The following is a 19,480-nucleotide window of genomic DNA, read 5'->3' as shown; positions in this document are numbered from 1 at the left end:
AGCGGTGTCCTACTGGCCGGCGGGGGCAGGCCTCACGACGAGACCTGCCCGCCAGGTTGCCGTCACTGCCACTGCGACTTCGGCACCACGGGCGCGCGTGCACCGGGCAGGGTGGTCGGCGCGAGCCCGTAGAACTCGCCGTTCTGCCACTGGCCGACGCTCCAGACCTCCTGAAGCAGGCCGTCCTTCAACTTGACCTTGCCGATGATAGTGTCGAACGTGCCTGAGCGAATTTCGGCTGCAACCGCAGCGCGATCCACCTTGCCGACCTTTTCGATCGCCTGCTGCAGCACCTGGAGGCTCGCATAGGTGATCGGGCTCGCCCAGCGATCCGGCTCCTTACCGGTCGCTGTCTTGTGGCGCGCGAGATAGTCCTTGAGAAGCGGGGAGTCTGCGTTCCAGCCGCCGATCCCCATCACGCCGTCGCTGTTGGCGGCAAACTTGCCCTTGTAGAGCGGAAAGGCAGTGCCGACGCCGACATAGAAGATCTTCGGGTTGAACTTCAGGAGCTGCGCCTGCTCGGTCAGGGCGATCGTGTCGGGCGGATAGCTGAAGGCGATGAACGCATCGGGCTTGGCGGCAATCGCGTCATTCAGCAGCGGCTGGAGATCCTGCGACCCCAGCGGATAGGTCTTGTCATAGGCGAGCGTGAAGCCGTGCTTCTTGAAGGCCTCACGGCCTGCGGCGGCCAGCTCTATGCCGAATTGATCGGCGACGCTGACCATCGCGACGTTGGTGCCGATCTTGCCTTCGTTCTTCAACTTGCCCAGCAGGTCGGCAAGCGCCTCGGAAATCTGCGCGGACGTGCCGAGCCAGAACGTCGCATTCGACCAGCGCTTCGCAAGCTCCGGCGCCTTGTCGGTTACGGATGTGACGGCGAGGTGAGGGTAGCCCAGCCGGTTCAGGGTCGGGCCGACCGCGAGATTGAGACCGGTACCCCAGGGCGGCAGAATGAAGTCGACCTTGTCCTGGTTGGCGAGGCGCTCGATCGCCTTCACCGCCTCTTCCGAGCTGCTGCGGTCGTCATACTCAACGACCTCGACTGGCAGTCGCTTATCGCCAAGCTTGATGCCGCCAGCCGCGTTCACATCCTTTACCCACAATTCGTAATTGGGCAGCGTTGTGATGCTGGCCCCGCCGGCATAAGGGCCGGTCTTGGAAATGGCGTAGCCGACGCGGATTTTTTCTTGCGCGTCGGCGAAGGACGTAAAGGTCGCCAGCGCCGCGGTCATCGCGGTCAAGCTGGTGAGGCGCAGCAACGTTCGACGGTTCACTGAAAACATGTCGATCCTCCCTCCGATTTCACTCGGCTGTTCGCAACGATGAAAGCAGGTCGTTTCCTGTCGCCCGGCTTCTTCTCGGCGGCTTGTTCGAGCCGCCATGGCCAAGACTTGACCCAGCAAGCACCTTGGGCTTTTCTCGCGCAATGGACAAATCCGGCGAAAGATTGGACATTTCTGGTCCGCGAGGCGAACTGCGTCGAGGGGCCGCGGGTGTCAGCCGGTCCGCGCCTGTCGTCGCAACTGGCGGGCCTGCCGCCGTCGGAGCCGAGGTGATCGCAACGCACTACGAGGCACGACGTTGGGCGCTGGGCTCCACGACGTTCCGACCATTCATCCATCTGCTTTGTGTGCACAGCGGTGGCGTCGCGGAGATCTCGGCCGAGGGCAAGACAACTGTATTGGCTGGTCCGGTCCTTGCCTGGCTGCCTGCGGGTTGTGCGACGTATCTCGATGTGTCGGCGGGCACTGCCGCGGGGCTGCTCCACCTCAAATCAGGCGCATGGCATCGCTACCTGCCACCTTCGGCCGAGCCGGCTTATCTCGCGCTCGAAGGAGCAAGGGAAATCCTGGCGCTTCCGGTTGAACCCGATCTTACCACCACCGTGTCGCGTTCGATCGCGGCGATCGCATCCGAGATTTCAACGCCCGCGCGCAGCGGCGCCGCCTCGATCATGTCCGCAGAGTTGACGTTGTGCATGCTGCGATTCTGGCGTCTCTTCGCAGGCGACCACAATCCGGACGAGGAGGGCAGCAGCACGGAGATTTTGAGCCGCTTCCGAAGGCTGCTCGAAGAGCGGTATCACCAGCACTTGAGGGTCGCCGATTATGCCGGTTTTCTCGGCATGACGCCGGATCGCCTGCATGCGTTGTGCACTCGTGAGCTGAAGCGATCGCCAAGCGCGTTGATCCAGCAGCGCGTCGTCAAGGAAGCCGCCGCGCGACTGGAAGCTGGTACCGCCACAGTCAAGCAAATCGCGTTTGCGCTTGGCTTCAAGGACACTGCCTATTTCAGTCGCTTCTTCAGCAAGCACACGGGCGAGGCGCCAGGCGCTTGGCAGAAGCGGGTTGCCGCCCGCGTCAGAAGCGGGCGTTCCAAACCGACGCTTAATTTCGCCGACTGGCCCTGAGGCGGTGGAACCGAATTGCGCGCCGCGGCGCTACCCCTCCAGCGCCTCAATCATCTCCACCCGCGTCGCATGCCGGCCGTCCTCGAACTGGGCGGTCAGGAACGCGGCCACGATGTCGAGCGCCAGCCCTTTAGGCGGATCCAGCTAAGGGGCACTAGCTGCATAATATTCGGAGGCAAGTCCCTCTAGCTCCGGCAAGAGACTTGCTTGAGGACATTTTTGCGATCCGACACCAGTCAATTCCATCTCGAGATGATGCTGCGCTGGTCGCTCCATTCATTGGACGTCGATCGAATTGCCGTTGATGGCCGATCAGTCCGGCTTACGGCTTGACGTAGGTCCAGCCCATCTCCTGCAACTCCATCACGCGCACGACGCCCGATTTCACGACCTCCGCCTGCCGAACGATCGGTATGTTCTTGTTTTCGGCCTTCTGCATTTTCTCCTGGGTGTTGCCACAGGCCTTGAACGAAACCTCGGGGGTGCTCAGGGCCATCTCCTCGATGCGAGCCTTTACCGGCGATGTGTCTTCACGCAGCATGTTCAGGCCGGGCCCAAACGTAACCACCTCGATCTTCACCCTCTCGCCGGAGTCCTTGTAATATTGAGCCACGTTCGTTGCGTTGTTGAGTGCGAGATTCATCGCGGCGGGGTCGTTGGTGTTCACCTGCAGGATCAGGTGATGTTCTTTCTTCTTCGTTGCAGCCGGATCGTCCATGCGGGCAAGCGCGGATCGCGTCGGCGTCCTCGTCGTTCGCTTCGCTATGTGATGCCTCGCAGGGCTCGCTCTATGCACGACGGGTTGGCCGTCTGCCGGCGTCCAGTATTTTCCGCCCTGCTGCGCGGCCGCAAACGACGCGGACACCAGAACGGCGATCGCTCCCATCGCGGCCGCTTTTGCAACATCATGAAACTTGATCATTATGCGCCTCCATCAAAGAAAATCATTTGCACACCATCAATGGTTCGGTGTCGCGATGGCGAGTGGCCATTTGCAGGCTGCGGCCATCTTCGCGCGCACCGCATCTATCCCGGCGAGGGAGAACGTTCCGTCATGGGCAGCCCCGCCCCGAGGTGAGAGGAGGACAATAAGGTCCCCGCTATCCGGCAGCGACTGCAGCAAGCGAACAACATCCCCGGCGAACGCAACGCCAGGAGCGAATGCCGGCACGGCGGCTGCGACCTGCACCGCTGGACGATCATTCACGCGATAGGAAATTGTATCATCACCGCCTCCGCGGGAGATGCCGGGGCCCGCGAGCACTAGCTCCGTCCGGCCGGCGCGACAGCGAATCGATAACTGCATCGTGGACTCGTCGGTCCCGCTGCGTGACAATGTCGTAGCGGTCGCGATTGGAGAGTAATCTACGGGTGAGGTGGTCTGGCTGACGATCCAGTCGTTTTCGGGCGTCGCGCGATGCTGAGGCGAGATCGTGCGCGTCAATTTATCCAGACACCCCAGGCGATCCGCGTGTTCTTTCTGAAGGCAGGAACGGAGCTGCGCTGTTGGATCCTGCGCTAACGCAAGACCGCCGGTGGCCCCGAGTGCAATAAGCAGAATCACGGCGCGTTTCATTGCGATGCACGTGTTGTGCGGAGCTGACGATCCAGCCATGCCTGCGCCGCGGGAACGCGCGTGAGACCCGGAACCGTCGCAGCGAGGTTGATGGATTTCCACTTCGGATCGAAACCGGGCGCCTGCAATCTGTCGATCCGGGAGAACAAGTGGTCGATGAAGCGCGCGACGCGCTCGGACCGATTCGACTTGGCCGGCCAATTGAAGGCGACCAGAGTGGTCGGCACGGCTATCGTCGAAACCCGTTCGCCCTGCTTGATCAGGTTGGGATAGTCGGCCGCGTCCAGAGAGGCGGGAAGATAATAATCCTCGAACTTGCTCTCGTACGGGACAGGCAGGAACTTGAAGCCTGGCTCCCAACGGCCCTTCACGAAAGCATCCACCGGCTTCGATGTGATGAAGACGACGGCTGACATCTCGCCTTTGCGCATCTGCTCGAGCGCGATTTGGTGTGGAATAAACGTCTTTTCCACCTCGATGTTGAGGCGGCTGAAGATCAGCGGCCCCGAATAGGCCGCAGCAGTGCCCTGCGTATTGAAATTGACCTTCTTGCCGGCGAGATCGTTCAAGTTCCGGATCTCCGGTCGAACGAAGATCTGCAGCTCGGACGGGAACAGATTCAGGACATACGCAATTCGTCGCTGGATGTCCGGCACCTGGCTCTTGTATTCCTCGAGCGCGTCGGAATTGATGATTGCCGCATCGATGCCGCGCAGATAGAGCAGGGAGTTCAGGTTTTCCGTGGCCCCGCGGGTGACAACCGGCAGAACATGCAGGTTATCCCCATCGTCGACCACACGGGCGATCTCTGCCGCCAGGCGGATCGGCGCGCCCTCGAGCAGACCTCCGGCCAGGCCGATCGTCCAGGCGTTCATGGAGATCACCTCAGGCCTTGGCTGCGTCGGCTCGGGCCGTGTCAGGCGAACCTTGTGAGGCCTATTTTGCGACTGCGCCTCCGCCCCAGGCTGAATGGCGAAGAGCAACGGCGCGAACGCTGCGAGTAAAAGCAGCCGACGCAATCCCATAAACCTTTTCATCGACCAGCTCCTCCACACATGCTGTATCCGTATCGGCGCTTTCGAGCCTTGATTGCGCATGGTCGGTTTGGAAAATCGCCGCACAAAGACCGTGTTATCGACGCAACGCTTCTAGTCGCGCCTTCGCTTCCTTGACTCCTCCGGCTTCGGCCCGCGCATAAAGATTTTGCGCTTTAGTGAGATCGCCTTGCGTTCCATACGTTCCCAACTTTGGAAGGATCCGTGGATCGTAGGTTTCCGCGAGCACGAAGCTTGCTTGCGCGCTGCCCATCTCAGCGGCGCGCTCCAGCACGATCCGCGCCGCGCCGATGTTTCCCTGTTCAAGCAGTACGCTCGCGCGCGCGATCAATTTCGCCGCTTGCATCTCTTCGTCAGGATTGACCTGGGCTTTGCCCTGGCTGCGCGCCGCTATGGCCTGGTCTTGGACTGGCTTGTCTTTGACTGATTTGTCTTGGATTGGCCTGTCTTGGACAGGTCGGTTCTGGATTGGCCGTGCCGGCGCTGGCTGCGGCTCCTCGCGCACGACCTGGCCAGTGGTGGCCAGCTGAGGCCCAGCGGGGGGATCTTTCGCCACAAGCGCGACGTTATCGTGACGCGCCGATGCGAGATCCCGTTCCAGTCCCCCGGCGCGCTCGCGTTCACGCAGCAACAAGCCGCGCAGCGCCGCCGATTCGCGTTCTCCGGCTTGCTTGATCCGTACGACTTCCTCGCTTGCCTTGGACGCGCGCTCGGTCTGCGCGTCGAGATCACGGCTTGCTTTCGCGAGATCCCGGGCCAGTTGCTCAGCCCGCTCGCGCTCTCGTTGCTGCGACTGCCGCAAGTTGGCGGTATCGCTCGCTTCCGCTTGTTTAAGCTGCGCAGCGTCCTCGCTGGCTTTGGCCGCTTGAGCCTCGTATGCGTAGATCTTGCTGCGCGCCATCGAGAGATCCTGCGTCAGCGCATCGGCTCTCTCACGCTCCTTCTGCATCAATCGCCTCTGTTCCGCCGCGCCAGCTTGTGCAGCCTGCGTCAGCTTGGCGACCTCGTCGCTTGCTTTTGTCGCCAGTGCCGTCTGCGCATCGATATCTCGACGCGCGGCCGCCAGCGCCTGCTCCAACTGGCCGGACCGATCCCGCTCCTGTTGCAGGGATTTCTGCAACTCCACCGCGCCGCCCTCTCCTGCCGCTTTCCGCGGGGACGCGTCCTTGCTGGCTTTCGCCACCACTGCCGTTTGCGCCTCGTATGCATAAATTGCGCTTCGCGTCAGGGAAAGATCCTGCGCAAGCGTGTCGGCCCTTTCGCGCTCCTTCTGCATCGATTGCCTCAAGTCCGCGGCACTGGCCTCCGCCGCCCGACTTCGCTGCGAAACTTCCTCGTTTGCCTTTGCCGCCAGCGCAGTCTGGGTTTCGACATCGCGCCGCGCGGCTGCGAGATCCTGCTCGAGCCGCGCCGACCGCTCGCGCTCCTGCTGCAGCGTCTTCTGCGACTCCGCGGCGCCGCTCTCGCCCGCCTGTTTCAGCCGGGACGTTTCCTCACCTGCTTTCGTCGCCAGCGCAGTCTGGGTTTCGACATCGCGCCTCGCGGCTGCGAGATCCTGCTCGAGCCGCGCCGACCGCTCGCGCTCCTGCTGCAGCGTCTTTTGGAATTCCGCGGCGCCGCTCTCGCCCGCCTGTTTCAGCCGGGACGTCTCCTCACCTGCTTTCGTCGCCAGCGCAGTCTGGGTTTCGACATCGCGCCGCGCGGCTGCGAGATCCTGCTCGAGCCGCGCCGACCGCTCGCGCTCCTGCTGCAGCGTCTTCGACTCCGCAGCCCCGCTCTCGCCCGCCTGTTTCAGCCGGGACGTTTCCTCACCTGCTTTCGTCGCCAGCGCAGTCTGGGTTTCGACATCGCGCCGCGCGGCTGCGAGATCCTGCTCCAGTCGCACCGATCGCTCGCGCTCCTGCTGCAGCGTCTTCGACTCCGCGGCGCCGCTCTCGCCCGCCTGTTTCAGTCGGGACGATTCCTCACCTGCTTTCGTCGCCAGCGCAGTCTGGGTTTCGACATCGCGCCGCGCGGCTGCGAGATCCTGCTCCAGCCGCACCGATCGCTCGCGCTCCTGCTGCAGCGATACCTCCAGCTCGGCCGGGCCACTCTCGCCCGCTTCATTCAGCCGGGAAGCTTCCTTCAGTCGGGAAGCTTCCTCGACGGCCTTCGCTGCCAACGCCTTTTGGGTTTCGACCTCGCGCCGAGCGGCGTCAAGACCCTGCATCAGCCACTCGGCCCGATCATGCTCCTGCTCGAGACGTTGCAGCAACTCGATGTCGCGCCTTGCAAGGGCAAGATCGGAAGACAGTGACTCGGCCCAGTCGCGTTGCTGTTCTGGAGGCTGCTGCGAGGCTCCTGTGTTGCTGGTCGTCGCTTGCGCAATCTGTATCGATTTTTCGCTGTGGTCTGGGCGCGGCACGAATGTCTCGAACTCGTCAGAATCGAGATTGCGGGCAGTCGTCGCCTGTTGCGCGTTCGCGAGGTGCCGCGCCTGATCCGGGGAAGCCTCCGTTGTCGAGGCCCATGTCATAGCGAGCATGACCGCTGCCATCCACAGCGGGGCACATCGTCCTCGCGTGAGGGAGATCCTCACTTCCTCGTTGAGCATGAGCGGGCGACCCATCTGCAATCACCTGTCGCGTGGCAATACGACGTCTTTCAAATGCGTCATTATGCCCTCCATCTTCACGCGAATCATATAACTCGCATGGAGGACCCTCCCCACCACTTTTGGGGTAGGCTACGGATTGTGTCCGATCATCGAAACCGTGAACTGCTCAAAGTCCTTTGTATTTCGCGATTTGAACTGATCGCCAATGAACGATTGCGGGCTCGCCCTCTTCGCCGATGAGACGGCCTCAGCGGGCTGGAGCCTGGGGCCGGCCATTCCGCGCCTGCCCTCATGGCGCACCACGAACATGAAACGCAAGCGCGCTTCTCTTGCGCCCGAAAAAGGAGCGCGGGGCAAGCACTACAGGTTGGTACTCCGTTTGGCCGAAACAAACGGGTCGGCCAATCTCACGTGCAACCACAATCAGCCCTGCTAGAAATCTCGCTTTTGCTGCTTGAAGAACGGCAGCAGCTTCTCAAAAATCTCTTCACGATGCCGGTCGATTTCCCAGGTGAGTGCGTCACTAAAGCCAGGCGCATGAGTATGGATCGTTTCCCGGTCTGCGGAGACTTTCGTCGGCGTTCCGTCGAGGTCTACCCAGCCGCTCAGGGCTTTGCCGTCCCATTCAATGGTCTGCGTCCGACTAATCGACAAGCTGGCCTCCGAGTAGTGCCTTCCAAGATCGCCATTGCAGTGCTCTCAACCCTGAGGAAAGCTGAAGCTATTGTTGCCAAGAAACGGCGCTTTAGAACAACTGCCATGGATGGGTACTCCCTATGCGGGTCAGGGTGTACCAACCGCCACTTGAAATTATATATCGAACTTCCAATGATGTTTTGCACCTAATCGGCCGTGTGCCGATCCAGAGCAAGCGCGTCCCCGGCGGGCGCTGCCAATCGAGGCGCTTTAGTGATTAACACCACTCTTCTTCGGCTCGTCGCGTGGCTGCTCGCGGCCGCTGTCACTTTCGTAACGCTCGGACCTCAGGACGTTCGGCCTCACCCTGTTATCGGACAGCAAGGCGATCACGCGCTCGCCTTCCTTCTGGTCGGGATTGCGTTCGGCCTCGCCTATCCGCAGCGACGCTGGACTGCTTCAGTGGTCGCCGTTGCCCTGATCGGCCTGCTTGAGATTATGCAACTATGGGTGCCGGGACGGCACGCGAGGTTTGAGGATTTTGTGGTCGATGCGCTCTCGGCCTGCGTTGGCTTCGCTCTGTCCGCCGCGGCCGACCGCATGATGGCGCAATTTGGCGAAGACCCGACCCGTTGACGCGCGAACGTCCTTAATGAGCGGGCTGATCTGCCTCGCCCAAGGCGTCTTGAGAGTCACGTGCTCGCGCGGATCGGCACCTTCTCCAAAACGCGGGTGAGCCGCAACGGCGCACCTTAGCCGCCGCGACGGTTAGGCGGTGTTACCGGCGTCCACCGTCAGCACGATGCCGTTCCTGCCTGCGCCGGAACCATCGGCCGCTTGCTGCTGCGGGGCGGCCGGATCTGGGTCGCTCTCGAAGCCAAGGCGCCTTGGAAGCGCGAGCCGGCGAGTGGTTCGCAGCCGAACCGCATGCTATTGTCAGTAGAGCTGAGGCGAACGCGCAAGCCTCAATCGAGCTCAGTGCACCGGTGCGCGGGTGCCCCGCCGTCGCTTGGGTCGGTGCTGCGGATCGCCGAATTTGAGCTCCGCAACCAGCCGCCAGAGCTGAACCTCGTGGCCGTCCGCCAACCGCCCCGCCCGCTCGGTTGCGGACGCATCATCTGGGCAGTGAAGGTTAACCACGCCCCCCAACTGGCCGTGTTCGTCCAGAACGAATGCACGATAGTGTGGCATCGCAAATCCCCACGCGAATGCATCTTACCTGCAGCCTCGCTCTGCGGCTTGGAGATTTTGGGTCATTACGAGCTACCTCCGATGGGCGGTATGCTTGCCGCCGTGGCTCGCGCCGAACCCGCTCATGCGGTCAGAGTCTTCGGCGTTCGTTCGAATATCTCAGACGCGCACACTCAGCCGTGACGGCGGAAATGCCCGGACCGCTCCCGGACTTTCGGAAGCTCGCTATCATCATAGCCGTTGGGGTTCTGCAATTGCCAACGCCAATGGTCCGCACACATTTGCTGCAACGATCGGGTCGATTTCCAACCCAACGCCTCCATCGCAAAGGTCGGGTCGGCATAGCAGACGGCGACATCACCGGGCCGGCGCTCCCTGATTTCATAGGGGACCGATCGCCCGCTCGCTGCTTCAAACGTGCGAACGACGTCCAGAACGCTGGTGCCGTTGCCCGTTCCAAGATTGACCGTGAGCACGCCGGGCTGTCTGAGATGGCGCAAGGCACTCAAATGCCCGGATGCGAGATCGACCACATGAATGAAGTCGCGGATTCCGGTGCCATCGGGCGTGTCATAGTCGTTTCCCCAAATCTGTAGCTTCTCCCGCAGTCCAATCGCCACCTGCGCCACAAACGGCAGCAGGTTGTTCGGAACGCCCAGCGGGTGTTCTCCGACGAGCCCGCTTTCGTGCGCGCCAACCGGATTGAAGTAGCGCAGATTTCCGATCCGCCATTCGTCGTCTGACCTGCAGAGATCCTTCAGCATCTCCTCGATAACGAGCTTTGTGCGGCCGTACGGATTGGTCGGACAGAGGGGATGTTTCTCGTCGAGCGGCAGGTATGTGGGTATCCCGTAAACGGTCGCGGACGAGCTGAAGACGAGCGTCTTTACGTTCGCCCTCTTCATGGCAGACAGGAGCCGCATCGTTCCCAGAACGTTGTTGTCGTAATACGTCATGGGCTGCACGTTCGAATCGCCGACGGCCTTGAGCCCCGCAAGGTGAATGACTGCAGTCACTCCGCAGGTACGAAGTACGTCGTAGATCACCTCTTCATTCCGGATATCTGCGTGTCGAAAGACGAGCGAACGCCCGCAGATGGACTGCACCCGCTCGAGCGAAGCCTTGTTGCTGTTGGAGAGATTGTCGACGACGACGACGTCAAGCCCCGCGTCGAGCAATGCGATACAGACGTGGGACCCGATGTAGCCGGCACCTCCGGTCACCAAGATCATCTCGGACACCTTCCGCTTTCCCGGCCTCCGTGCGCCGTGGACACCATTTTACTTGCAAGTCGCACCGCAGGGCGTGGCGATTTTGGGCTTTAAGAACTACCTCTGATGGACATCCAGGCGCTTCTTCCGGCTTCACTGGCGGTCGCAATCGACTCGCGGGCCGTCTCATCACAGCGCTCACGATCATCGCGTCATCCATTTCCATGCGTCGCGCACCTGAATTTCCAGGTTGGACCGCTCCGGCTTCCAGCCGAGCAGGGTTCGCGCTCTTTCGAGAGCGCCGATCAAGACCGCCGGATCGCCCTGCCGTCTCGGCACCAGCTCGATTTGGATCGGTCTGCCCGTAACGCGCTCGGCTGTCGCCACGACCTCCAGGACCGAGTAGCCCCGCTCATTGGCCAAATTGACCGCGCAGGTGGCCCCACCGCCGACGAGATACTCAAGTGCCCTCACATGCGCGTCGGCGATATCGAGCACGTGAACGTAATCGCGGATGCAAGTTCCGTCGGCGGTGTCGTAGTCATTTCCGAACACCTTGACCGCCGTGGCGTCACGGGCGGCGGCGAGCACCAACGGGATCAAATGGGTTTCCGGTTCGTGAGCTTCGCCGACTTCTGCTTCTGGGTCCGCGCCCGCCGCATTGAAGTAGCGGAGCGAGACCGAACGAAGGTTGTGAGACGCATCGAGATCTCTAAGCATCCGCTCGACAACGAGCTTCGAGTAGCCGTAGGGATTGATCGGTAGTTGTGGATGATCCTCCGAGATCGGAAGCCGATTGGGCACACCATAGGTCGCGCAGCTTGACGAGAATACCACCGGCACCGGTTTGAAATCGATCAAGGTCTGTAGCAGCGAGGCGGTTTCGCCGACGTTGTTGCTATAGTAGAGCAGGGGGTCTGCGACGGATTCCGCAACGTAGGCATAAGCGGCGAAATGTATCAGAGCTGACGGGCGGTATTTTTCCAGTACCGAACGCACCTTGGCTGCATCGCCAATGTGGCCAAATTCGAACATGCCGAATTTCGCGGCCCAACGGTTGCCACGTGAGAGGTTGTCGTAGACAACCGGCTCAAATCCATGGCGCGCCAATACTTTGCAGGTGTGGCTCCCGATATAGCCGGCACCACCCGTTACCAGAATCTTGACCACGCTCTATATCGCCTCGAATATATCGCCGCGAATCCGGCGCTGGCGGAATGAATCAATTGTCTGCGACGGCAACAGGATATGGCTCTTCCTGACTGCGCGGTCGGCGCACTTGGTCGCCACGCAAAAATGCAATACTCGGCCTTCATCCCACGGCCTTCAGCCCTGCAAGGTGAATGACCGCGGTCGCTCCGCGGGGAGCGGGGTATGTCGCAGATGGGCGTTTCACTCCGGATGTCGGCGTGCCGAAAAACAAGTGATCGCCCGCAGATCGAATGCATCCGTTCCGGCGAAGCCGTTGCGGAATTGCGACGGCGCTTGTTACCTCTGCCCGACGCGCACCGAATTGCCTGCGGTCGCATCGGTCCGGCTTGTCCCCGATGGAATATCTGAACTGCCTAGCCTTCGGGGAGGGATGGCAGGACCATCCTGGTATTGGAGGCTGACCTCGACAGCATCACCCGGCTGCAGCTCGGTATCTTCGCTTGCGATAATTCGCTCCTGCCCCTTGTCGCCCTTCCTGATGATGGCAATCTCCGCCTTGTTGCCGGCCCCTCGCACGAGTTGTGATCGAACCATCGCAACGTACTGAAGCTTCTCGCCGACGCTCTGCAGCTTCTCGCGAATTTGATTCATCTTTACGCTAGTATCTTGCAACTCACGGAGCAGGTCGAGCCTCCGCTGGTCATCCAGCTTTGTCAGCTTTCTGACGAACTCGTCCTGCTGCTTTTTGACCTGCAGCAGTTGCGCAGAGGTTTGCAGCTTCCGTGTTGATGACAGGAGCACCGCGCGACGGGCATCTGTAATGCGTTGACTAATCAAGGAGCCCTTGCCGAAGAGCTCCGTCGTTTTCTGCAGGTCTTCAAGGTCTGCCTGAAGTCCCTCTTCATCCTTCTTCTGCTGCTCTGACAGCACTCGGACCTCGTCATCTCCCTGTCGAATGCCGCGCTGAAGGTACGTCTTTTCCTGCTGATAATCACTCTGCTTGGCCTTCAGATATTCCGTTTCTGCATTAACGATTTCCGAAATCGCCGATCGAGCTAAGGGCGCGTCCATCAGAGCGCCGGGACTGATCTGGGCTCCCTCTCCAAGTTCAGTCTTGATGCGCCACATACGCGCTTGCTCTTTGGCCAGCTCTGTCCAAAGCGAACCATACTCGCTTCTCAGGTCTGCTGACTCGAGATACGGGTTGTTCATTCTGATACGCATGATGTCGTAGCCGCCTGCCACGGCGACAAGCTGGCGTGCGGTGATTGACGGACGATAGGGGTACTCGCCCGGCTTCGATACATCCCCATTTACGTATATGGGCCTGTATTCCGCGATGACCGTCGTGACCTCGTCTGCGTCGATCACGACGACCGTCTCACGGCCATCCGACGCCCTCTGTCGAAATACCTTGCGCGCAAGTGCAGCCCCGATTTTGGCTCGGATCTGCGGTAAGGGCAGGCCGGCTACTGGAAGCGTTCCGACCAGTGGCAACGAAACGTTCCCGTCCATTTGAACAGCAGCACGATGCCGTAGCTCCGGCACGCCCGCGACCGCAACCTCCAGCACATCTCCGATGTTTACCAGATATTCGGCCTTTGCCTGAGTGACGGAAATTGTCAGAACAACAGCCACCAAGCCCCATTTGATCCAACGACCGAGATCGCTGCCAGAGAGGTCGATATGGAAGCTATTGCGAAGTCTGGAGTTCGGCATGGCGGCAATTCCCTGTACGAACGTGGTCACCAAAGTGAAGTCCTTCAAAATCTGTTCGCGGAAGGCAGCATGTCAACATCGCTGCCGTCCGAGTAACCGTCCAGACAGGCGATTGCAAAACGAAGTTCTGCTCTCTCGTTGACGCCGAACCGCTCGGTGTCTTCTTCCGCTCTGTTCGACTGATCGGTCCTCTATTGATCATTCCAATCGAACCCATTGGGTTGGGCGCGTCGATTGCTGTTCGAATCTAATCCCGGGCTGTCGCGGCTCAATCGACCATCGTAGTTACCCACTTATTGCCCGTCCCATCCAGTTATTGCCAATTTTCATCCAGTGACCTGGACTGTACAGAGTCAGCCAAAGTGACGAGTGATTGGGTGGCTGACTGCTATGAATTATGCGTCCTTCACCAATTTGCCGGCCTCTTCCAAGATTCCGGCACATTCGGTCGATGACGGCATAGCGATCGCTGGAGGCGTTGGAAGGGGCAGATCTAGTGGTATTGGCAGCCGGCACCGAGTTCTTGCTGGTAGCCGGTGCGGCCTATTTCGCGGCTGTCCTCTATCATCGATTGGTCCTGTTGCAGTCGCCGGATCCCGCCAGGTACATTCAGGAATCCTTTCTGATTTCCACATTGGGATTGCTGGTTTCGATGGGACTTCGGCATCCTGACGCAGCCCCGCCACGTCTTCTTGTGGAGCGGCGCCAGCAGCGTCCTCCTCGTATTCTCGTTCTTCGTCTCAACGATATTCGTTCTGAAAATCTCCGACGGCTACTTGCGCGCAACTGTCATTGTCCAGGCTGTGAGTGTCCTCCTCACCGTGCTCTGCACGCGGGCAACATGGTTTTCAGTGCTACAGCCTGCTATTGCGTCGGGTCTGATCGATGCCAGGCGCGTCATCCTGATAGGAGACCCGGGTCACTGCTTGCAGTTCTCTGCACGAGCTAAGGGCACCGGAATTCGGACCATCCACTCGTCCGACTTTCCGCGGCCTCGCGCCGATTCCTCAATTCCGGCGCAGCCCGACGCCGTCCAGGCCCGACCCGCTGATGTCCGCCAACTGGTCGCGGACTGTCGACCCCTCTGAGCGGATGACGTTGTCATCTTGATTTCGGAATCAGATGCTGCCTCTGCTCTCGCGCTCGCAAGCGCCATGTCAGACCTGCCAGTAGACGTTCACGTCGTCCCTGTTGGATCCATCGATCTGATGGCCGTGTCGCGGATCACCCAGTTCGGCAACATGGTGACGATGGGGATATTCCAGTCTCCGCTCACTCCTTTCAACCGAGCAATCAAGCGGGGAGTCGACATCGCCGTCGCAATCGCTGGCCTTGCTGTGACCGGCGTCGTCGTTCCGATCGCAATTAAGCTCGACTCTCGTGGGCCGGTGTTTTTTCGGCAGACGCGGCACGGTTACAACAACGAGCCCATTCGCGTGCTGAAATTCCGATCGATGACCGTGATGGAGGATGGTGACAACTTCAAACCCGTCACCAGACACGATCCGCGCGTGACCCGTCTTGGACGCCTCTTGCGCCACACCAACGTCGATGAGCTTCCGCAATTGTTCAATGTGCTGCTCGGCGACATGTCGATCGTGGGGCCGCGTCCGCACGCAACCTCGCAAAACGAGCTGTTCATTGAGCTGATTTCGTCATTTTCCCGCTGCCACAATGTCAAGCCTGGTATTACAGGTTGGGCTCAGGTCAATGGGTATCGTGGCGACGTCGATACGCTCGAGAAGATGCAGCGTCGTGTCGAGCATGATCTGTACTACATCGACAACTGGTCACTCATTCTCGATCTTAAGATCATGGCCATGACCGTCTTTTCCAGAAGAGCGTATTGGAATGCGGATTGACGCGACCAGTCTGCAAGTCCTTCTAAGCGACCGTTTCGGCTTTTTGGTTTGATGAATCCAGGGCGTATTGGACGTGGGCGTGCGTCGGCGTGCCTATGCGCAAGCGATCGCCGAGCGCGCCCCGAATACCCGTAAAGCAGCGCCCCATGACCGCGCCTCGCTAACCGGCTCCACGGATCAAGGGTGCAAAGCGGATCAAGCGATCCCGCGATACGGGGTGCGGTCCCGCTTGATCACGCTATGGCAGTAACTGGCACGGCCGTGGCGAAATCAACGGATGCCGCGCGCACCAAAGCGCGATGAGATCAGGATGAATCGTCATCGCGCTTTAGGTTATTGTTTGCACATGATCGTTTTCGGAAAACCGCTTCGCACCTTTCCGGATCATGCTCTAGCTCACTGGCAAGGGCTGCTTCCAGTTGCGGGCAACGCTCCTCGATGATGCCCCACTTCGTCTACCGCTCCCGCAGCGATTCCTGCTTGTACCTCGCCAGCGGCGAGAGAAGATAGCTGATAATGCTGCGCGCGCCGGTCTTGATCTCGACTGTGACCGCCATGCCGGGGCCGAGCTTGACGAGCTTGTCCTCTACCTGCATGTGCGTGCGGTCGAGTGAAACGCGCGCCGCATATTCCAGCTCCTGACCTCTCGGCTCGCTGCTGCTTTGCGCCGCGCCCGATGCCCGGTCGTTCGATCCGCCTTGTTGCCTGTCGCGCGTTATGGCGTCCGTCGACACGCTTAACACGTCCCCATGAAGGAGCCCGTAGCGCGTGAAGTTGAACGTATCGACCTTGATCTCCGCCTTCTGACCCGGATGAACGAACCCGATGTCGCGGTTGGAGAGCATGGCCTCGATCTCGAGCTGGCTTTCGCTTGGAACCACGATTGCGAGCGCCTGGGCCGGCGTCACCACGCCGCCCACCGTGTGAACGGCGAGCTGCTGCACGACGCCGTCGACCGGCGCAGTCAGCTGCTGGAGCTTCGTGCGCCGCTCCGCCTTGACCACCTCCTGCGAGGCGCTCGCCACCTTCTGCTCGGCTTTCGCGAGTGCGTCATAGGTGGTGCGCCGATACTCCGCAGCGGTCCGTTCTTTCGTTTCCTTTAGCAAGGCGATGGCCGCGTCGGCTTCACGGAGCTTGCTCTGCTGGAGGACGAGATCCTGCTGAAGGCCGACCAGCTCCTGATATTCGGAGAGATAGACGACCTTCGACGCCAAGGCCTTGTCGACGAGCCCCTTGCGGATGTCGACTCGCTCCTGGAGCACCGGTATCGTCGCCTGGAGCTTCGCCACGCTCGCCGACGTGGTCGCCCGTTCCGCTTCCTTCTGACCTTGCTGGCGCTCGATCTCGGCGAGCTTGGCGCTCTGCTCGGCGCGCTGGCTGATCAGAAACTGGCGATGCATCTCGATCTCCGCTGCACTTGCGCCCTGCGGTGACCGGAAGGCGGCAAGCGGATCCTCGGTGAGCGCTGCGCGCAGCCGCGCGACGTCGAGTTCTGCCGCGAGGAGGTCGCTTTTCTGGCGCTCCTGATCGGCCTCCGTCATGGTCGGGTCGAGCTCGATCAGAACGTCGCCGGCCTTGACGCTCTGTCCGTCGCGGACGTGTATGGCGCGGACGACGCCCGTCTCGAACGGCTGGATGAGCTTGGTGCGCCCGCCCGGCACGATCTTGCCCGTCGCGGTCGCGACGATATCGACGCTGCCGAACGATGCCCACAACAGCGCGATGCAAAAGACCGCAATGATGCTCACGCCGATCGCGCGCCCGATCGGCGACGGCGGCGTTTCAGTGATCTCGAGCGCCGCCGGCAGGAACGCGATTTCGTGTTCGCGGCGGCGAGGTTCGCGCCTCGGAAACGGAACGATATTTCGGCTAGCGGATGTCATGGATTCCGGCCTGCAGATAATGAAGGTTGGCGTAGCGCCCATTCGAGCGGATCAGCTCGTCATGGCTGCCGTCCTCGACGATACGGCCATGCTCGAGTGTGATGATCCGGTTCGCGTTGCGTACGGTCGAAAGCCGATGCGCGATGACGAAGACAGTCCGCCCCGCGGCAATCCGCTTCATGTTCTGCTGGATAGCCCGCTCGCTTTCATAGTCGAGCGCGCTGGTCGCCTCATCGAGGATGAGGATACGCGGATCGGTGATGAGCGCGCGCGCGATCGCAACACGTTGACGTTGGCCGCCTGAGAGAGTGCTGCCGCGTTCACCGACGATGGTATCGTAGCCCTCAGGCAGCTCCAGGATGAAGTCGTGCGCACCAGCCAGCGACGCTGCCTCGATGACACGCTCCATGGGCATGGCCGGGTCGGCGAGCGCGATGTTCTCTCGGATCGAGCGATTGAAGAGCACGTTCTCCTGCAAGACCACGCCGATCTGGCGCCGAAGCCAGGTCAGATCGACCATCGCGAGGTCGACGCCGTCGACCAGCACACGGCCGCTCTCCGGCACATACAGACGCTGGATCAGCTTGGTAATGGTGCTCTTGCCCGAGCCCGACGAGCCCACAATACCGACGACCTGGCCGGGCTCGACGTTGAAGGACACGTTGTGCAGCACTTCGGGGCCGTCGGCACGGTAGCGGAAGGTCGCGTGCTCGAACGTAACCTTGCCGCGGATCGGTGGCAGGGCAGCGCGGGCCGGACTGAAGCTTGGCTCGGGAATCGTGTTGAGGATGTCGCCGAGACGATCGATCGACAGGCGGGCCTGATGGAAGTCCTGCCACATCTGCGCAAGCCGAAGCACCGGCATGCTCACCCGCCCTGCCAGCATGTTGAACGCAACGAGCTCGCCGACGCTCAGGTCGCCGCCGATCACGAGCTTGGCGCCGAAGTAGAGCGTTGCGGCGGTGACCAGCTTGTTGATCATCTGGACCGCCTGACTCGCCGTATTGTTCAGGCTGAGCACGCGGAAGCTCGCGCTCACATAGCCGGCGAGCTGCTCCTCCCAGCGACGCTGCATCTGCGGCTCGACCGCCATCGCCTTCAGCGTCTCGACGCCGGTGACGCTCTCGACCAGGAAGGCCTGGTTCTCCGAGCCGCGATTGAATTTCTCGTCGAGGCGCCGGCGGAACAGCGGCGCGGCGCCTGCAGAAATGCCGATATAGAGCGGGAACGATGCCATGACGATCAGCGTCAAAGGCGTCGAATAGTAGAACATTACTGCAAGGAAGACGACCGTGAACAAGAGATCGACAACAAGCGTGAGCGCCGAGCTCGTCAGGAACTGACGGATGTTCTCCAGCTCGCGGACGCGTGCGACCGAATCGCCGACGCGGCGCGTCTGGAAATATGCGATCGGCAATGCCATCAGGTGACGAAACAGCCGCGCGCCAAGCTCGACGTCGATGCGGTTCGTCGTGTGCGCGAACAGATAGACGCGCAGCGTGCCGAGAACGGTCTCGAACACGGTCAGCGCGACGAGGCCCGCAACCAGGACGTCGAGCGTGCTGAGGCTTCGATGCACGAGCACCTTGTCGATGACAACTTGGAAGAACAGCGGAGCGATGAGGGCAAAGACCTGGAGGAAGAACGACGCGGCCAGCACTTCGCCGAGCAGGCGGCGATACTTGTGGACCGCACCAATGAACCAGCTGATATCAAATCGCCGGGACAGGTCCGTCAGAGCCGCACGCCGGGTCATCAGGATGATGTTACCGTCCCAGATGGCCTCGAGCTCCGCCTGGGTCATGGATTCGGGGCGGGGAGACAATGGGCGCTGAACGAGAAGCTTGTCGTCGATGACCTTGCCCAGGATCAGGAAGCCGCCGTCGCGCAGCACGGCAATTGCCGGCAGCGGCGTGACCGCAAGCCTGCTCCAGCTCGATCTCTGGGCCCGGGCCTTGAGCCCGAACTCCTTGGCACAGCGGAGGATTTCGGTCGCACCGACTCGCGCCGTGCCCATGCGATGCCGAATTTGCTCCGGGTCGGCCGCAATGCCATGGCAACGCAGCAATATCGCCACCGCAATGAGCCCTGACTCATCGCAGCTCGCTGGCTCAAGACCCGCCTCCTGAACAGGCATATCGGGTCGATCGGCGGAATATGCAGCGGCCTCGTCCGCATACCCAACTAGA

At 61.1% G+C, this 19,480-nt stretch carries 15 protein-coding genes and 1 pseudogene; 4 read left to right on the top strand and 12 right to left on the bottom strand.

The window, feature by feature from the left end; genetic code table 11:
* Nucleotides 1–62 precede the first annotated feature (62 nt).
* On the bottom strand, nt 63–1,283 hold the full coding sequence (locus NLN62_RS02655; protein WP_027527798.1) for an amino acid ABC transporter substrate-binding protein: 1,221 nt from the start codon (nt 1,281–1,283) through the stop codon (nt 63–65).
* Nucleotides 1,284–1,552: 269 nt separating this feature from the next.
* On the opposite strand from NLN62_RS02655, the gene NLN62_RS02650 reads away from it, so the two are divergent.
* A complete protein-coding gene (locus NLN62_RS02650; RefSeq protein ID WP_245288301.1) occupies nt 1,553–2,410 on the top strand; it encodes a helix-turn-helix domain-containing protein in 858 nt (285 codons plus the stop codon).
* Between the two features lie 30 nt (nt 2,411–2,440).
* Here the strand turns inward: NLN62_RS02650 and NLN62_RS53215 are convergent.
* The 5 genes and pseudogenes from NLN62_RS53215 to NLN62_RS02630 form a co-directional block, all read right to left on the bottom strand.
* A pseudogene (locus NLN62_RS53215) lies at nt 2,441–2,542 on the bottom strand (ribose-5-phosphate isomerase); the annotation flags it as partial.
* 190 nt (nt 2,543–2,732) lie between these two features.
* Nucleotides 2,733–3,332 (bottom strand): DsrE family protein, encoded by a 600-nt coding sequence (locus NLN62_RS02645; protein ID WP_027527800.1) that lies wholly within the window; start codon nt 3,330–3,332, stop codon nt 2,733–2,735.
* A 36-nt stretch (nt 3,333–3,368) separates the two neighbouring features.
* Nucleotides 3,369–3,986, bottom strand: a complete 618-nt coding sequence (locus NLN62_RS02640) for a hypothetical protein (protein ID WP_245288302.1) — start codon at nt 3,984–3,986, stop codon at nt 3,369–3,371.
* A complete protein-coding gene (locus tag NLN62_RS02635; protein ID WP_027527802.1) occupies nt 3,983–5,023 on the bottom strand; it encodes a TAXI family TRAP transporter solute-binding subunit in 1,041 nt (346 codons plus the stop codon). Before NLN62_RS02635 ends, NLN62_RS02640 begins: the two co-directional genes overlap by 4 nt.
* Before the next feature lie 94 nt (nt 5,024–5,117).
* Nucleotides 5,118–6,317, bottom strand: coding sequence for a hypothetical protein (locus NLN62_RS02630; RefSeq protein WP_254107275.1), 1,200 nt, complete (start codon nt 6,315–6,317; stop codon nt 5,118–5,120).
* Nucleotides 6,318–6,320: 3 nt separating this feature from the next.
* Here NLN62_RS02630 and NLN62_RS02625 point away from each other — a divergent pair, with 3 nt between their 5' ends.
* A complete protein-coding gene (locus tag NLN62_RS02625) occupies nt 6,321–7,337 on the top strand; it encodes a hypothetical protein (protein WP_254107274.1) in 1,017 nt (338 codons plus the stop codon).
* Between the two features lie 732 nt (nt 7,338–8,069).
* On the opposite strand, the gene NLN62_RS02620 is transcribed toward NLN62_RS02625, so the two are convergent.
* Entirely contained in the window at nt 8,070–8,291 is a 222-nt protein-coding gene (locus NLN62_RS02620; RefSeq protein ID WP_254107272.1) for a hypothetical protein, read from the bottom strand.
* 255 nt (nt 8,292–8,546) lie between these two features.
* Between NLN62_RS02620 and NLN62_RS02615 the strand changes: the two genes are divergently transcribed.
* The gene (locus NLN62_RS02615; RefSeq protein ID WP_254107271.1) at nt 8,547–8,909 is read left to right on the top strand and encodes a VanZ family protein; all 363 of its coding nucleotides are present in this window, start codon (nt 8,547–8,549) and stop codon (nt 8,907–8,909) included.
* 728 nt (nt 8,910–9,637) lie between these two features.
* Here the strand turns inward: NLN62_RS02615 and galE (NLN62_RS02610) are convergent.
* The 3 genes from galE (NLN62_RS02610) to NLN62_RS02600 all read right to left on the bottom strand — a co-directional run bounded on the left by galE (NLN62_RS02610) (nt 9,638) and on the right by NLN62_RS02600 (nt 13,594).
* Entirely contained in the window at nt 9,638–10,696 is a 1,059-nt protein-coding gene (gene galE, locus NLN62_RS02610; protein ID WP_254113325.1) for a UDP-glucose 4-epimerase GalE, read from the bottom strand.
* A gap of 183 nt (nt 10,697–10,879) precedes the next feature.
* Nucleotides 10,880–11,845, bottom strand: coding sequence for a UDP-glucose 4-epimerase GalE (gene galE / locus NLN62_RS02605; RefSeq protein ID WP_254107269.1), 966 nt, complete (start codon nt 11,843–11,845; stop codon nt 10,880–10,882).
* A gap of 318 nt (nt 11,846–12,163) precedes the next feature.
* Nucleotides 12,164–13,594: a polysaccharide biosynthesis/export family protein gene (locus NLN62_RS02600; RefSeq protein ID WP_254107267.1), complete on the bottom strand. Its 1,431-nt coding sequence runs from the start codon at nt 13,592–13,594 to the stop codon at nt 12,164–12,166.
* 1,058 nt (nt 13,595–14,652) lie between these two features.
* On the opposite strand from NLN62_RS02600, the gene NLN62_RS02595 reads away from it, so the two are divergent.
* Complete coding sequence (locus NLN62_RS02595; RefSeq protein WP_254107265.1) at nt 14,653–15,408, top strand: exopolysaccharide biosynthesis polyprenyl glycosylphosphotransferase; 756 nt, start codon at nt 14,653–14,655, stop codon at nt 15,406–15,408.
* A gap of 455 nt (nt 15,409–15,863) precedes the next feature.
* Here the strand turns inward: NLN62_RS02595 and NLN62_RS02590 are convergent, their stop codons facing one another.
* Both NLN62_RS02590 and NLN62_RS02585 read right to left on the bottom strand, forming a co-directional pair.
* On the bottom strand, nt 15,864–17,291 hold the full coding sequence (locus NLN62_RS02590; RefSeq protein ID WP_254107263.1) for an HlyD family type I secretion periplasmic adaptor subunit: 1,428 nt from the start codon (nt 17,289–17,291) through the stop codon (nt 15,864–15,866).
* A complete protein-coding gene (locus NLN62_RS02585; protein ID WP_254113324.1) occupies nt 17,278–19,428 on the bottom strand; it encodes a type I secretion system permease/ATPase in 2,151 nt (716 codons plus the stop codon). Before NLN62_RS02585 ends, NLN62_RS02590 begins: the two co-directional genes overlap by 14 nt.
* Between the last annotated feature and the right edge of the window lie 52 nt (nt 19,429–19,480).

The organism is Bradyrhizobium sp. CCGUVB23 (assembly GCF_024199885.1).
Taxonomy (GTDB): domain Bacteria; phylum Pseudomonadota; class Alphaproteobacteria; order Rhizobiales; family Xanthobacteraceae; genus Bradyrhizobium.
Note: the sequence above shows the minus strand (reverse complement) of the source record. Positions and strands in the feature narration are given on the sequence as shown.